At 43.8% G+C, this 15,204-nt stretch carries 15 protein-coding genes; 11 read left to right on the top strand and 4 right to left on the bottom strand.

The features are described 5' to 3' along the window. Window positions 1-29 precede the first annotated feature (29 nt). Entirely contained in the window at window positions 30-998 is a 969-nt protein-coding gene (gene arsM, locus N4J56_RS16175) for an arsenosugar biosynthesis arsenite methyltransferase ArsM (protein WP_317107365.1), read from the top strand. A gap of 101 nt (window positions 999-1,099) precedes the next feature. Continuing rightward, window positions 1,100-2,098: an arsenosugar biosynthesis radical SAM (seleno)protein ArsS gene (arsS, locus tag N4J56_RS16180; protein ID WP_410500515.1), complete on the top strand. Its 999-nt coding sequence runs from the start codon at window positions 1,100-1,102 to the stop codon at window positions 2,096-2,098. 79 nt (window positions 2,099-2,177) lie between these two features. Here arsS and ispF read toward each other — a convergent pair whose 3' ends face one another. After that, window positions 2,178-2,657, bottom strand: coding sequence for a 2-C-methyl-D-erythritol 2,4-cyclodiphosphate synthase (gene ispF, locus N4J56_RS16185; protein WP_317107367.1), 480 nt, complete (start codon window positions 2,655-2,657; stop codon window positions 2,178-2,180). Window positions 2,658-2,843: 186 nt separating this feature from the next. Between ispF and N4J56_RS16190 the strand changes: the two genes are divergently transcribed. The 4 genes from N4J56_RS16190 (at window position 2,844) to N4J56_RS16205 (ending at window position 6,862) form a co-directional block, all read left to right on the top strand. After that, the gene (locus N4J56_RS16190; protein ID WP_317107368.1) at window positions 2,844-3,692 is read left to right on the top strand and encodes a VWA domain-containing protein; all 849 of its coding nucleotides are present in this window, start codon (window positions 2,844-2,846) and stop codon (window positions 3,690-3,692) included. A gap of 18 nt (window positions 3,693-3,710) precedes the next feature. After that, window positions 3,711-4,487: a protein phosphatase 2C domain-containing protein gene (locus N4J56_RS16195; RefSeq protein WP_317107369.1), complete on the top strand. Its 777-nt coding sequence runs from the start codon at window positions 3,711-3,713 to the stop codon at window positions 4,485-4,487. Window positions 4,488-4,583: 96 nt separating this feature from the next. Then, complete coding sequence (locus N4J56_RS16200) at window positions 4,584-5,303, top strand: hypothetical protein (protein ID WP_317107370.1); 720 nt, start codon at window positions 4,584-4,586, stop codon at window positions 5,301-5,303. A gap of 176 nt (window positions 5,304-5,479) precedes the next feature. Next, entirely contained in the window at window positions 5,480-6,862 is a 1,383-nt protein-coding gene (locus N4J56_RS16205; protein ID WP_317107371.1) for a hypothetical protein, read from the top strand. A 271-nt stretch (window positions 6,863-7,133) separates the two neighbouring features. On the opposite strand, the gene N4J56_RS16210 is transcribed toward N4J56_RS16205, so the two are convergent. Together N4J56_RS16210 and N4J56_RS16215 are read right to left on the bottom strand one after the other, a co-directional pair. After that, window positions 7,134-7,781, bottom strand: coding sequence for a hypothetical protein (locus tag N4J56_RS16210; protein ID WP_317107372.1), 648 nt, complete (start codon window positions 7,779-7,781; stop codon window positions 7,134-7,136). A 57-nt stretch (window positions 7,782-7,838) separates the two neighbouring features. Continuing rightward, window positions 7,839-8,318: a hypothetical protein gene (locus N4J56_RS16215; protein ID WP_106546877.1), complete on the bottom strand. Its 480-nt coding sequence runs from the start codon at window positions 8,316-8,318 to the stop codon at window positions 7,839-7,841. 484 nt (window positions 8,319-8,802) lie between these two features. Between N4J56_RS16215 and N4J56_RS16220 the strand changes: the two genes are divergently transcribed. Next, a complete protein-coding gene (locus N4J56_RS16220; protein ID WP_317107373.1) occupies window positions 8,803-9,450 on the top strand; it encodes a hypothetical protein in 648 nt (215 codons plus the stop codon). Window positions 9,451-9,834: 384 nt separating this feature from the next. Further along, window positions 9,835-10,323, top strand: coding sequence for a PleD family two-component system response regulator (locus N4J56_RS16225; protein ID WP_317107374.1), 489 nt, complete (start codon window positions 9,835-9,837; stop codon window positions 10,321-10,323). A gap of 459 nt (window positions 10,324-10,782) precedes the next feature. On the opposite strand, the gene N4J56_RS16230 is transcribed toward N4J56_RS16225, so the two are convergent. Then, complete coding sequence (locus N4J56_RS16230) at window positions 10,783-12,201, bottom strand: 1-acyl-sn-glycerol-3-phosphate acyltransferase (protein WP_317107375.1); 1,419 nt, start codon at window positions 12,199-12,201, stop codon at window positions 10,783-10,785. A 423-nt stretch (window positions 12,202-12,624) separates the two neighbouring features. On the opposite strand from N4J56_RS16230, the gene N4J56_RS16235 reads away from it, so the two are divergent. Genes N4J56_RS16235 through N4J56_RS16245 form a run of 3 tightly spaced genes read left to right on the top strand, consistent with a single transcriptional unit; the run spans window position 12,625 to window position 15,188 of the window. After that, window positions 12,625-14,178 carry a non-ribosomal peptide synthetase gene (locus N4J56_RS16235; RefSeq protein WP_317107376.1) on the top strand — a complete coding sequence of 518 codons (1,554 nt, stop codon included), beginning with the start codon at window positions 12,625-12,627 and terminating at the stop codon, window positions 14,176-14,178. After that, window positions 14,175-14,552 carry an AMP-binding protein gene (locus tag N4J56_RS41025; RefSeq protein ID WP_410500336.1) on the top strand — a complete coding sequence of 126 codons (378 nt, stop codon included), beginning with the start codon at window positions 14,175-14,177 and terminating at the stop codon, window positions 14,550-14,552. Before N4J56_RS16235 ends, N4J56_RS41025 begins: the two co-directional genes overlap by 4 nt. A 30-nt stretch (window positions 14,553-14,582) precedes the next feature. Beyond that, on the top strand, window positions 14,583-15,188 hold the full coding sequence (locus N4J56_RS16245) for an AMP-binding enzyme (protein ID WP_410500337.1): 606 nt from the start codon (window positions 14,583-14,585) through the stop codon (window positions 15,186-15,188). Window positions 15,189-15,204 lie beyond the last annotated feature (16 nt).

Consider the following 15,204-nt stretch of genomic DNA (forward strand, 5'->3'; position numbering starts at 1 on the left):
TTCACCTGGGCATTTTACTCCAGCTGACAATGAGTTATTTAGAGACAACAGCAAAGTTTTACTCCGAAGTCGCAGAAACACCCCAAATCGGTCTATGCTGCGTGCAAAGCAGTCCCCTGCAACTACCTGGACTCAAAATTCCCCTGGCAATGCAGGAGATGAACTACGGTTGCGGTACAACTGTCCACTCTACCGAACTAGCCAACCAACCGACAGTAATATATGTAGGCGTTGGTGGTGGTTTAGAGGCATTACAATTCGCTTATTTTTCTCGCCGTCCTGGTGCTGTGATTGCTGTCGATCCGGTTGCAGCCATGCGCGAAGCAGCTACACGGAACCTACAAGCTGCTGTGCCAGAAAATCCTTGGTTCGATCCTAGTTTTGTCGAAATTCGGGCAGGTGATGCTTTTAATCTCCCCATGCCAGATGCATCTGTGGATGTAGTAGCGCAGAACTGTCTGTTTAATATATTTGAGCCAGCAGATTTAACTCTTGCTTTAAAAGAAGCTTGGCGAGTGCTAAAACCAGGCGGACGCTTGCAAATGAGCGATCCAATTGCCACTCGTCCGATTCCAGTTCACCTACAACAAGATGAAAGACTGCGGGCGATGTGTCTGTCGGGCGCACTCACATATGATGAGTATACCCAGACGATCGTAGATGCTGGTTTTGGACAAGTTGAAATTCGGGCGCGTCGTCCCTATCGGTTGTTAGATTGTCATACATATAACCTGGAAGAAGACTTGCTTTTAGAAAGTCTCGATTCTGTATCTTTCAAAGTACCAATCCCCGAGGATGGAGCCTGTATTTTTACAGGTAAAACAGCAATTTATGCTGGTACAGAACCCTTTTTTGATGACTCAGCCGGACACGTACTTCAACAAGGAATTCCAGCCGCAGTCTGCGACAAAACAGCAGCCAAACTCGCTGCTTTGATGCCAACTGAAGTTATAGTGACTAATTCAACTTGGCACTATACTGGGGGCGGATGTTGTTAGTTAATAGTTAGTTAATGGTTGATGGTTGATGGTTGATGGTTGAGATGAATCGAAAATTGACCATTAACTATCGATCGCAAAAGAAAAGTACTTGTCAAATCATGATTCAAACATCAATTACACCTTTCGCTCGTAAATTAAAATCTCCTTTAACTAAAAGTCAAATCAAAGTTTTACAAATAAATTTAGGTAAGCGCTGTAACCTGGCTTGTACTCATTGTCATGTTGAGGCAAGTCCAAAACGGACAGAGGAACTGTCACCGGAAATTTGCAACCAATTAAGTCAAATCATCGAACGATTTCCTGAAATTAAAATTGTCGATTTAACTGGTGGCGCACCAGAAATGAATTACGGTTTTAGACCTATAGTTGAAGCCGCACGCCAACATGGTAAGCAAGTTATTGTTAGATCTAATTTAACGATTTACTTTGAACCTGGTTTTGAAGATTTGCCAGAATACTGCACTCGACATCAAACGAGAATCGTTGCTTCACTCCCCTGCTATATGGCTACAAACGTAGATAAAATGCGGGGACGAGGAGTTTTCGATGCTTCGATCGCAGCAATACAAACCCTAAATCGATTGGGTTATGGTAAAGAGCCTGAATTAATTCTCGACTTAGTATACAATCCTCAACTACCAGTCAGCGATCGCTTCTCTCTGACTCCCGACCAACACAAGCTGGAAAAAGATTATAAAAGTTTTTTGCAAGAACATTTTGGAATTACATTCAATAACTTATTTACAATTACTAACTTACCAGTAGGACGCACGCTAACGTATTTACAACGAAAGAAACTTTATGCTCCCTACTTAGAGTTTCTAGAATCTAATTTTAATCCGAACACAGTAGAACACTTAATGTGTCGGGATGAACTTTCTGTAGATTATTTAGGTAATATCTACGACTGTGATTTTAATCAAATGATGAATGTGCCAGCCAAAACTCGCGCCGGGGAAACTTTAACAGTGGCGAAAATTTTGGCAGCAGGAACTTTAGATGTCATTGATGAAATTCAAACCGCACCCTATTGTTACGGCTGCACGGCTGGAAGTGGTTCCAGTTGTGGTGGAGCGTTGACAGGGAGCAGGGAGTAGGGAAGCAGGAAGACAAGGGGACAAGGGAGACAAGGGGACAAGGGGACAAGGGGGAATAAATACAAATGACAAATAACAATTACTGCACTAACAAAGCAACAGCATAGGCGCAGATTCCCTCTTCGCGTCCTTCGGGACCCAATTTTTCGTTGGTAGTCGCTTTGATTCCGATTTGTTCTGGCTGCACTTGCAGGACGGTGGCAAGGCGATCGCGCATGGCTGTAATATGAGGTTTTAGTTTCGGACGTTCTGCTACGACGACGGAATCGATATTACCAATTTGCCAACCCCGTTCTTGAATCAGTTGGTTGACTTTACTCAGCAGTACCAAACTATCTGCACCCTTCCATTGCGGATCGGACGGGGGGAAATACAAGCCAATATCGCCCAGACTCAGCGCCCCCAGCATGGCATCCATAATCGCATGGGTGAGTACGTCGGCATCGCTATGTCCTAACAATCCCAATTCGTGCGGAATTTCTACCCCTCCCAAAATTAGGCGGCGTTCTGTAGTTAGTTGGTGGATGTCGTAGCCGTTACCGATGCGAATTTTTTGCATAGAATGAGTTTCCTGTGAATATATGTAATTGAGTTGTTAATTATTGGCAATACAACTTTAAAACTTTGCGATCGCCAAAAATAGATTTTAGATCGCCAACACTAATCTACCAGGCGCAGTCAGTCATTTAGCCAAGTTGGGAGATTTTGTATAATCGCTCCCACAAATCTTTGGGACTTAACTGCTATGTCTTACACCCAAGAAATTAGTCGTGCTACGCCGGGATACCTAGTCATCCTGATCGATCAATCTTTCTCTATGTGCTATCCGTTTGGTTCCGCAGGCACTAAATCGAAAGAATGCGCTAAGGCTGTGAATCGGGTATTGCGAGAGACAGTCTTAGCCTGTACCGATGGCGAGGATATCAAGAATAGCTGCGACATCTCAGTATTGGGCTATGGCAAGCTAAAAGATGCAGCCGTCAACGCTTTTTCGGGAGCATTAGCCGCGAAGCCAGTCGTCACCATTCAAGAACTCACCGAAAATTGCTTGCGAGTCGAAACGATAAAAAGAAAAGTATCGGATGGAGCAGGCGGATTAGTAGAAATCGACGACCAATTTCCGATCTGGATCGAACCTGCGGCGGTGGGAGAAACTCCGATGACAGAAGCATTTGAAATGGCACATCAGTTAGTCCAAGACTGGATTGAAACGCATCCCTCCAGCTTTCCCCCTGTTGTGATTAATATTACCGATGGCGAAGCGGACTCCCTACCCACAACCCGCAAAGCAGCTGAGGCTCTGGCTGGACTAGAAACGGAGGATGGCAAGACTTTGTTACTCAACGCTCATATCTCTGGTAATGCAGTACAAGAAGTCGTCCTTCCCGCTGCTCCCACTCAGTTACCCAAGGGAGATAGTTACGCTCAATTTTTATTTGAAACTTCCAGCGAATTACCTCCAAATATGCTCGAACGAGCTGCGGCATCTGGGTTAAATCCAACTCCATATGCCAAAGGTTTTGTGTATAATGCCAAACTCGAAACCCTGATTCAACTATTAGAAATAGGAACAAAAGCAGAATTTCGCGGGTAGATTATCTACCTAAATTCAATGTCTTATGAAATCCGCTATTTCTCTCTACCTAAAGTTGGCGAACTAGAGCGAAACATTCAAGATCGCTTTGAGAACAGCCCCGATGGTAGTTTAGTAGCTCTAGCAGACGGGGCTAGTACTTCGCTATACCCGCAAAAATGGGCGGAAATTCTCGTCAAATCTTTTTGCCAAAGTGTAGCAGAAAACCCGATTGAGAGCATCCGGCGATCGCACGAGAAATGGTTGCAGCCATCCCAAGAAATTTGGCGACAATATTACTTGACCAAACTTCAATCTCCTAATCGTAAATGGTGGCAAGGAGGCTCGGAAATCAAAAATCGAGGCTCAGCTACATTCTTGGGGTTACAACTACAAAATTTAGAGCTACAAAACTTAGAGCATTATGCCAAAAGTCAGTGGCAAGCTGTCGCCATAGGAGATACTTGTTTATTTAAACTAGAGCAGGAGACTCGCAATCTCCTCACCTTTCCTCTGACCGCTGCACAAGAGTTTAAAGGCACAACACTCTGTTTTGAAAGTTTACCAGAATACACTTCATTTCCGCCTCAATTTACCGCAGGATGGTACGAGTACGGAGACATCTTCTTACTAGCAACAGATGCCTTATCTCAATGGCTTATATCAGATTATGAAGCCCAAGGAGAAGACTGGAAAAAGGCGTTTCAATTTCAAGATCGACATGATTTCGCTGGCTTTATTAACAAACTCAGACAACAAAAACTGATTAAGAACGATGATACAACCTTAGTACTAGTAGAAGTCAGTCGTGAGTAGCCATTTATCATTTGTCATTTGTGCGTGATTCGGAGGTACGTTCTTCCCTACTCCCTGCTCCCTGCTCCCTGCTCCCTGCTCCCTAATAACTGAATTATGAAATATCCCAGTCGTTCAGAGTACTGTAGTGCAATTCGCAATCCTCAATTTGCTTTCCGTAAAAAAGATCCTCAAACCAAAATTGAGCGCGATTTGGATGCAAGCTTGGTTACGGGAAAAGCAGTAGAAAGAATTAAGCCTGATGGTACTAAAGATATTTGGTCGGCTGCTGGAAGTTTCGCCATTGCTTTTAAATTTGAAACTTCATCACCTCACAAACTTTGGGCTGTGAGATGTTTCTACCGAAGTAACTTTGAAGTCAAAAATCACTATAAACAGGCTTTAGCCCGATTAAAAAATAGTTCTTGTCGAAATTATTTTGTAGATTCTACCTTTTTGGAAGCAGGAATTAGAGTTCAAGGTGATTGCTATCCAATTCTGAAAATGGAATGGGTGGAAGGAGAAAACTTAAAAAAGTTTATCAAAGCAAATCTTGGTAAAAAAAATGTTTTGCTTTCTTTGGCAGATCGATGGCGAGAACTGTGCAAGAACTTATACGACGCTGGTATTGCTCACGGCGATCTGCAACATGGTAATGTTTTGGTAGTTAAATCTTTTCAACAGTTGGCGCTCAAACTCATTGATTATGACAGTCTCTACTTTTCAGAAGATCGTCATTCTGTTGATGATAATATTAAAGGATTGTCCGATTACCAACATCCTTTGAGAAAATCTTTAGAAAAAAGATGTTTGGAAATTGATTTTTTCCTCAATTAGCAATCTATTTATCTATTCTAGCTCTAGCAGAAGATAAAAAACTCTGGGAAGTTTATCAATTAGATACCAGAGAAGGATTACTATTTTCACGGACAGATTTTCAAAATCCTGATACGGGAGATATCTTTAAATCTTTAGCCCAACTCCCTGACCCAATTCCAGAGTTGGCAAGAAAGATGAAGAAAATTTGCAGCTTAAAAGAGTTTAGAAATATCCCTAACTTAGAAACAGTTCTCTCTAACGAACAGTTGGTAGAATCGCATCATACGAATTCGGTCGAGCGACATTCTAGTTCTCATCAACTGCTCAATTCGATTGTTTCTTGGTTGAAGGAAAGATCTCCCCAACCCCCCTTTTTAAGGGGGGCTATGAGAGCATCTCCTGGAGTTGGTCAGGCGATCGATCTAGTTGTAACAGACTTAGAACAGGGAGCTGTGAGAGAATGTGCTGAAGTTGCTAAGGCGATCGATCGCCCTTTGTTAGCAACAGACTTAAAATCAGAGCTTGTGGAAGAATCTCCTGAAGCGCAAGCAGCAGATCGATTGGAGCCAGCAGCGAAAATAACTGCGCTTTCAAGTGAAATTCAACCAATTCAATCCTTAGTTGAATCTCCAAAAAAGATGGGAGGATGGGACCCGCGATCGCTTAAGTCAGACTATACAAAATACCTCAAACCAGTTAGTTCAATTCATACTAATAGCACAAAAATATCATTAATTCATACTCAAGTTAAAACTTTAGTAAAACAAAAAACTGAGGGATTTCTGAACTGGATAAGCATTACAAAAGACAACTTATTGCAAGCCTGTCATTCAGTCTTGAGGAATTTAGCCTTGCAGTTGCAAAACTTGAAGTCAACAATTGTGCAGGCGATCGCAGCTATATTTGCTCGATTGAAACACATAAATCGAGTTCAAATTCCAATAAATTCTGTTGCTTATCAACCAAAAATCATCGATACACGCAGTGGAGGACAAGAGGAGAGGAAAATTTCTGATTTGAGGTGTGTTACTTCTGTATTAACTGAATTAGCAAATCCAGTTGTAGCAAATTCAGTTGTAGCAAATCCAGTTGTTCCTGGAACCGACTGCTCTCAAACCTCCGTCCAGCTACAATCGTCCCAGCCAAAAACCCAAACAACTGCCCAAGTCGCTGCCCAATTGGGATGTTCCTTGAGTTGGTGTCACGCTCAACGATATCAGCATCCAGACCGATTCTTGACTGACACTCATTACTACAAGGATGCAGCAGGAATCGTGCATTGGATGGAAGCGGGAATCGAGCAATTACATTGTCTAAAATTAGAAAAAAGTTTGAAAGCACAAAAAAAATTATCTGGTATTCCGGCAAACTCTTTACCGACAAAAGAAGTCAGCCGTCGTCTAGGGGTTTCACCAGAATGGCTGACCAAAACCAAAGCCAAACATGCTTCCGACTTTGCGATCGAAATTCATTATCACACCGATGCTAGAAAAAGGTACTATTGGACTCCCACAGGTATTCAGCTACTACAAAAACTGCTCGACGAGCAAAAACCGCTTGTAGTAGATGGTTGGTAGTTTGGAGAAAAATCTGCTGTGTATAGCGGCTTTAGTTGGAGACAGATAGGCGATATAAAAGGAAAAAAGATGATGCGATCGCACTCAGCAACAACTGAAGATGCGATCGCCATCTACTCGATTATCTAAAATTTGGCTTGTTATCTCATATCCGGTTAATTGACCGTAAATTCTGTAAGGGTGGGTTTATTGAGATATTCGTACTATGTAGGAATATCTCTGTGAAAACCCGCCCCTACGATGATGTGGCTATTTGAACGGACATAATCTACTACCACAATCCTCGGCGATCGGCGGGGTCGCCGTAGGGGTCTTCGCTAGCGGGGCGAATGTTCCCGTACTGCCCGTAATCCGCTGGGTCGCCGTAGGGGTCTTCGCTAGCAGGGCGGACATTGCCGTACTGCCCGTAATCTGCCGATCTACCACCACCCATCATCTTCTTGGCAGCAATCGCTGCAATCCCAGCCATCGCTGCTTTTGCTAACGGATTGCTAAATAAGTTACCACCTCTTTGACCACCCATCATAGCCCCCGTAGCACCACCCATTAGCTGACCGAGTAGGTCTGGTTGTTGCTGATGGATGCTACCCGTTGCGCGTGCAAGATAGTTGGGGTCTTGGAGGCGATCGTCTATGCCATCTTGGTTGAGGTCGGGAAAATCGTAGTTTTGCCCCCGCGTCTGCTGCTGAAGATATTGACCAAACTGCATCCGCTCTTGTGGAGACATGCGGCTAAAGGCTTCTTGTGCGGACTCTTGGTAAATATCAGGAGGTACGTGTCTGGATACTTGTTGATATCGATTATAAACTTCGTCGTCTGAATAGCCTTCGTGCGGTAAACCCTGTTCGTATCGATTCACAAAGTCTCTGTAATCTCGCTCTCCATCCTGACCGCCAAACATATTTTGTAAAAAGTTCATTTTTCCTTCCTACTGTTTTATTTCACTTGCTGTTCTATACCTTTGCTGCCGCGAGTGTCACAATGCTGGCGCTGGCTGCAAGTCGGTCAAGTCGCGACCTGTCGATCTGTTGTTGTATCCTTGGAAATCTCGGTACTGTTGCGCCTCCGATTCTGGAACTCGAATTCCCTCTGGTGGCGGCGTGACCCAATGAGGACGACCTTGAGCATCGCGATAATAAATCCGCCCGTTTTTGGAGAGGTAGTATTGTCCTTGCGGTCCTTGCCCTTTCCTATTTTTATGCTGATTGTAGATGTAGTAGAGTGCAGCAGCCCCACCCAAAATCGCGATTTTTTGTCCCGTAGACAGCCCCTTTCTTGCTTGGGGTTGGTTTGAAGGATAGGTTTGCGTTCTACCAACATTATCTGCAACAGGAGGCGGAGGTGCAGACGTGTTCGGACTGCCACCACAGGCATTAAGAATTGGCAGTGTCAGTAATGCCGTTAACACCAGTGCCATTATCTGCGTCCACTTCCGGCGGGGGTGGATTTTTTCCATAGACTTTCTGTTTCTCCCGATCTAGCTAGACTGTGCCGAGGGATATAGCAGTTTTGTAAATTCGCGCTGTTGGAAAAATTTTTGTTCGAGCGATGTTTGTAAGACTATTTACAAACAGATTGTCTCAACAACGTAACTGCAATATTTCGTTCATCATGATTCAATAATTCGGGTAAGCCATCCTGCCAGCGATAGAAGTAGTAACTGCTACCGTATCAATCGAAATACGTACTGAAGTGGGGACTCCAAACTACGTCGCGACTTATTTCATAGAAGTCATTGTTCTTTCCCAAATGCACTGTGCAATGTAGCACAAAGCCTTGCTAGCAAATTTTTTTTATAGAAAAATTGAATAACTCTATAGGGATATTTCTACTGATAGATAGCAAAGTTAGAGATTTCAATTTAAATTTAAAAATACATCCCTATTACATAAAAAGAAATAGGCATTAAGTTCTAAGGGATCGAGGAAGTAAATTAGGATATGGCATACGTCAATAGACCAACTAACGATGCTGTTTCTGAACGCACCGTTACCAACACTCCCGTTGTCGATTACCACGATCGCATTCGCTGGGGTCCAATTATTTCAGGTATTGTAATTGCAATAGCAACTCAGTTGATTTTAAGTGCTTTATTTGCAGCGATTGGCGCAACCAGCATTGCGGGTTCTGGCGCACCAAGAACAAACGCTGCTGATGTTGCTGGTAACGTGGGAATTTGGTCGGCTATTGGTTTGTTAATTTCTTTGTTAATTGGCGGTTGGGTGACAGCTCGTGGCTGTGGACCAATGAATCGCAGTACAGCTCTGCTCAACGGCGCAATTCTTTGGGCGACCACTTTAGCTCTTAGCTCTTGGCTGGTAACTTCAGGAGTGACGGGAGCTTTTGGTTTGGCAGCTTCTGCTGCTTCCAATGCGGCTGGAGTCATATCTAACCAAGTCCAAGGGATTAATCCGCAAAACCTACCTAATATCAGTGCAGAACAAGCTCGTGAAATTGCCAATGCTACTGCTAGAAGCTTGTGGTGGTTCGTATTTGGTTCGTTACTGGGTTTAATCGCCTCGCTGATTGGTGCTGTTGTTGGAGCGCGTAGCCCTCGGAAAACTTATGTAGAGTCTAATTTGAGATAGGAAAAACAGCCCCCCGTGAGAGCAAAGAATTAAAAAAGTAAGCATGAGTGAGGGTTGATAAGTTCGCAGGTGCGAACTTATTTTTTTAAGTACGGTTACGAACTGATTTGCCAATGATTGGGTTATACCCTTTTACTAAAGCTATGTTATAGACGATTTCCTGTAGCCCCCCTTTTTAAGGGGGGTTGGGGGAATCTCATTTAGTGTAGAAATAAACAGAATTGGTATAACCCCAAGATCGCGCTCGCCCTGGGGCAAGAGGTATATTAAGTTTTGTTGGTAAGTAATTATAACCATTGAATCATAGCGGAATTTAAATATCAAAAACTGTAGTTTTAATAAAGCCTGTTTTTAACAAATTATATTTATCTGGATTTTCATCTAATGGACTTATATACTCGTTTTGGCAAGAACGGTACTAAAAGTATTCTTGTCTGCGATGACGCTTACGACCACGCTTTGTTGCTCCAGGTTATCTTGGAGGCTGAAGGTTATGAAGTTATACTTGCAAACTCGGGAGAAGCAGCGATCGCCCAGATAGAACGAGAAAATCCCGACCTCGTTTTACTAGATCTGATGATGCCAGGAATAGATGCGATGGAAGCCGTGCGCTGTATGCGTCAAAATCCTCGCAACGATGGCATACCAGTTATTCTAGTTGCACCTAGTCGTCGCGATTCTATTTCGGTTGAATGTCAGAAATTAGTGAGTGGTATAGTTCATAAGCCAATTGAGTGCGAGGAATTGATCGCACAAGTAGAAGCGATCTTTGCAACGCCGTTTTCGCTGAGGAGTCAAAGTCATTCCCGCAGCTTCTCTGTTGTTGGTCAAAGGTTTAAAGTCCCTGTTTTGAACCGAGAGAAAAACGCCTAGACATGCTATCAAAAGTGCTGCTCTTCGTTGTAAAATAAGACTTCCGCTAAAAGAGCTAAGCCCATCAAAACAATAAAGCAGAACACAAAAAACCAAAATAGTCCCAATCCCATCATGGCGATCGCCTCCAACCAAGCTCGTAATTTACCTGGTTCTATTGCTCAAGCAGAGTCAACACCCACACGAGGATAACAACGGTAAACGGTACTACAGCCAAAAGAAATAAAATTTTTGGTGTCAGTCTGGGATTTTGCATGACCGGGCTTAGAGTTGCTCTGACATATTTATCCCAAAAATTAGAATTCCTAAAATTAGAATGCGAGTCTTGTGCCATCTCCTCCTCCTTAACTTTAGAAGAGATCTATCTTTAAATTATCGAGATTTTTCAGAGACGACTCGTGTTGAAATAAAAAGTAAAAATCGAAAGAGCGATCGCCTTGAGGAGATTTCAGCGGCAGGTTAGATCGTTTGTTCTAAAGCAGTTTGCAGATCTCTTGTCAGATCTGTAACAGCTTGCTTAGCACTGCGACGACTAGCTTGATATGTTTGCCAGCGATCTGAAACTGAAATTGGTTCGCCTACCGTCATCTGTACTGATTGCTTGCCCAGTCGAGGACGACGAACAGTACTGCTACCTTTAATTCGGGCGATTGTTTCCCACATCAACAAAGTTGTTTCAGCAAACCGCTCTATCGTCGGTTTCTCCCGAACGTACTTGCCTGTAACTGCGACAAAATTTTCTACGAGTCGCATATGCCACATTCTCAGGCTAGCTTCCTGGGCAATGCGATCGGCTAATCCTCGCTCTACAGGAGACAGGGCTTCTACTTGCTTAATATCTTCTCGATAAATCCAATCCCAGCCCGCTTGTTCCAAACGACGACAGCGTTCGATCGCACTACCTTGAGGTTGGAAGTGGAAATACTGCTCTGCTACTTGCAATGCTGCATCCATGAGTGCCTGCAACCGCGCTGCAAAATCCCGTTCGGAATTAGGTAGTTTTAATCCTGAAGTATTTTCTGCTGTCACTGCATCGGTAGCAATTGCATTAGCTGAAATTGGCAACGTTTGATGGTAAAACCGAGTGTAAAATTCTTCCATCAAGGACAGCAGGTGTTCGCCCAATCGATAAAGTCGTTGGTAAAGAAGGGCTTCATCCATTGAAGCAATTCTTTCTTTTTCCCCCCCTTGCTTCAAACCACTATCTGTTTCCAATTCGCTCAATAGCTTTTCTAAAGGTTTCCAAACAGGTTGAACGTAGGAATACTTAATTCCAATTGGCACGATGAAAACTTGTTCGGCGCGTCCGGCATTCAGCAAATCTTCAACGCCCCAAAATCCTAACTGAGCAATGCCTGGTTCCAAAGGACTGACTATTTCACCGTGTCCGTTAGTGGCTCCTTCTGGAGCGACTGCCATGGGGAAGCTGCCGTTGACTAGCAAATTTCGAGCTGTTCGCAATCCGAGCCGATCGACTTTGCCTCGATGAATGGGAATGCCACCCAAGTTGGCAAACAACCAACTGACATGCGCTCCCGCCCACAAAGGAATACCGCGATCGTAAAGAAAATGTGCGTGAATTGGATGTGGTAGCAATATTTGCTGTTGGCGTGCTACCCGTGGTACGAGACGATGCAGTAAGTACGCCATACAAAATGGATCGTCAGGGCTGGGATGCCGGAACGCCATGATAAAACGAGTTTTACCAGCCCCAAAAGCGCGATAAAGATCGACTAAAACTTCTGTATTCTCTGCTTGAATGTGAGTAATCGCTGTTTGCGATCGCAGCAGGACAGGTAACAGCAGTTGAGTTCCCCGCAGAACAAAGGGATTGAGAGCTGGAGGAATAAATTCTAGCGAAGGTTGGGCGCGAACCATTAACAAACCTTTGAAGTCCCACTTGCTTTTATGCTAAACCATTCGTGCTGAAAGTTAGATTGGGTAGCTGAAGTCAAAAGTGTTGCTACTTTCTAATGCTGCTGGATGAGTGCGATCGCACATCCTGTTTCTATTGTTTGAACAGAAATCATACAACTCATACATTAAGTCATACATATTCCTGAACGCGATCGCTAACAGTCCGTTTGCATACTGTTATAAGTAGCGTACAGAGCAACAAGCACCGAGCAACAAGTAATGAATATGTGTCTAAGTCTCACCTCCAATTCTACCCGAACTTTGTGAAATTTTCATTTCAATACAATATTTCAAAAATAAAAAAACTAAGTAAGCAACATAGTAAAGAAAGTATTATGTTTACTAAAAAAGATTTTAAATAATCGATATAGCAAAGAAAGTATTATGTTTACTAAAAAAGATTTTGAGCAATCGATCTCTCTACAGTCTTCACGCGCCTACTGGAAACAACAACTAGCAGATTTGCCACCTTTATTATCGCTCCCTACCGACCGACCGCGACGCACAGATCGAACTTTTCGAGATAGTTTTCAATCATTTATGCTGTCTCGGAAACTAACAACAGCACTTAGCTTATTAAGCAGGCGAGAAGGTGTCACCTTATTTACAACTTTATTAGCGGCATTGGATACTTTGCTTTATCGCTATACAGGTACGGAAGATATCGTAGTAGGTTCCCCTATTGCTAACCAGAATCATTCATCAATAGACTTAACTTTTATTAATGCTCTAGTTCTTCGCACCGATTTGTCTGGGAACCCTAGCTTTCAGCAATTGCTAGAGCGAGTACGAGAAGTTATTTTGTCAGCGCAAAACTATCAAAATGTTTCTCTTTCAGTCTTAATAACAGAATTACAACTGGAGATAGATCCGAGTTATTCACCTCTCTTTCAAGTAACATTTACCTTTAACGAAAATGTGTTTTTACAAGATCTAGAGCTTTCTAGTTTAGCTACAAGTCCTTGGGGAATAGAAGATAACACAGCGAAGATCGATCTAGCTTTGATGGTAGAACAAAATAGTAATGGATTAAAAGGAAGGTGGTTATACAACGCTAATCTATTTGATTCTGGCACAATTGAACGGATGAACGGGCATTTCCAAACTTTGTTAGCAAGTATAGTTGCTAACCCACAACAGCCCATTTCTGAATTATCTCTCCTAACTACACAAGAGCAACAGCAGCTACTCGTAGAATTTAATAATACTCAGACAAACTATCCCCGGGATAAATGCATCCATCAGTTATTTGAGCAGCAGGTAGTACAAAACCCAGAAAGGGTTGCTGTGGTTTTTGAAGGTCAACATCTAACCTACGGAGAGTTGAATGCCAAAGCCAATCAACTAGCTCGTTATTTACAACAACAAGGCGTAGGTCCCGACGTTTTAGTAGGATTGCACGTAGAGCGATCGCTCTTAATGATGGTAGCGTTGCTAGGAATACACAAAGCAGGGGGTGCTTACGTTCCTCTCGATCCAGACTTTCCACAGGAGCGCATCAGCTTCATGTTGCAAGACTCTCAAGCTGCGGTTATCGTCACCCAGCAAAAGTTAATGAGCAATTTAGTTGTCGAGCCTGGTGTCAGTGTTATCCCCATCGATACGATGTGGGATGAGATCGAGCCAGAGGCGATCGCCAATCCCGATAGTGGAGTCAAGCCAGAAAATCTCAGCTACGTCATCTATACCTCTGGTTCTACTGGCAAGCCGAAGGGTGTAATGGTAGAACACCGTAATGCAGTCAACTTCTTTACGGGAATGGATGGAGTTATCGAACATAACCCACATGGAGTCTGGTTAGCCGTCACGAGTTTGTCGTTTGATATTTCCGTGTTAGAGCTGTTTTGGACGCTAGCACGGGGTTTAAGGTCGTCATCTACAATGCCAAGAAAGAGCGTACCGCTGCTAAGCCGTTATCGCTCCAGAATGCAGACATGAAAGTTAACACCGATCTGGTTTTGTCCCAGCTACCGCTCGTGACTGAAACCCCAACACAGAACCACTCTGTGGCGGGACTGATCGAGCGCCATCAAGTGACACACCTACAATGCACTCCATCAATGGCAGGTTTGTTAATTGCCGATACCGCTACTCGCAAAGCGATGAAACACGTGCGTCAGATGATGGTTGGCGGCGAAGCTTTGACCGAAGCCTTGGCGCTCCAACTCCAGCAGATTGTGGCGGGACAAGTTCACAATATGTACGGTCCTACAGAAACCGCCATTTGGTCGGCAACTCATACGCTGACGCAAGTAAATGGAATCGTTCCCGTCGGTCGTCCGATCGCTAACACTGAGCTATATATATTTTAGATCGGAACGGACAACCTGTTCCCGTGGGAGTTGCAGGCGAACTTCTTATCGGGGGAAGGTGTGACTCGCGGTTATCTGAATCGACCGGAGTTAACTCAAGAGCGGTTTATTCCCAATCCTTTGAGCCAAAATCCGGCAGACCGTCTCTACCGCACGGGAGATTTGGTACGCTACCGCAGGGATGGGAACGTAGAATTCCTCGGTCGCATCGACTTTCAAGTCAAGGTGCGGGGCTATCGCATCGAACTAGGCGAAATTGAGACAATTTTAAGTCGCCACGAGGCAGTTCGAGAAGCAGCGATCGTGGTTCGCGAAGATGTACCGGGTGACAAGCGCCTGGTTGCCTACGTGTTACCACAGCCAGGACAACAGCCTGCTAACTCACAGTTGCGAGAATACTTACTCGCTCGATTGCCCGAATACATGGTTCCCTCCAACTTTGTCGTGCTAGAGGCTTTTCCCCTCACGCCAAACAATAAGGTCGATCGCAAGGCACTACCTGCGCCAGTTCAGATTAGGCAAGAACCAAAAGAAACATATGTAGCTCCTCATGATGAGTTGGAACTTAAGCTAACGAAAATTTGGGAAAAAGTTTTAGGTGTTCAACCTATCGACATCAAAGACAACTTTTTTTGAATTGGGAGGTCACTCG

This window comes from Chroococcidiopsis sp. SAG 2025, from assembly GCF_032860985.1.
In the GTDB taxonomy this organism is placed as follows: Bacteria; Cyanobacteriota; Cyanobacteriia; order Cyanobacteriales; family Chroococcidiopsidaceae; genus Chroococcidiopsis.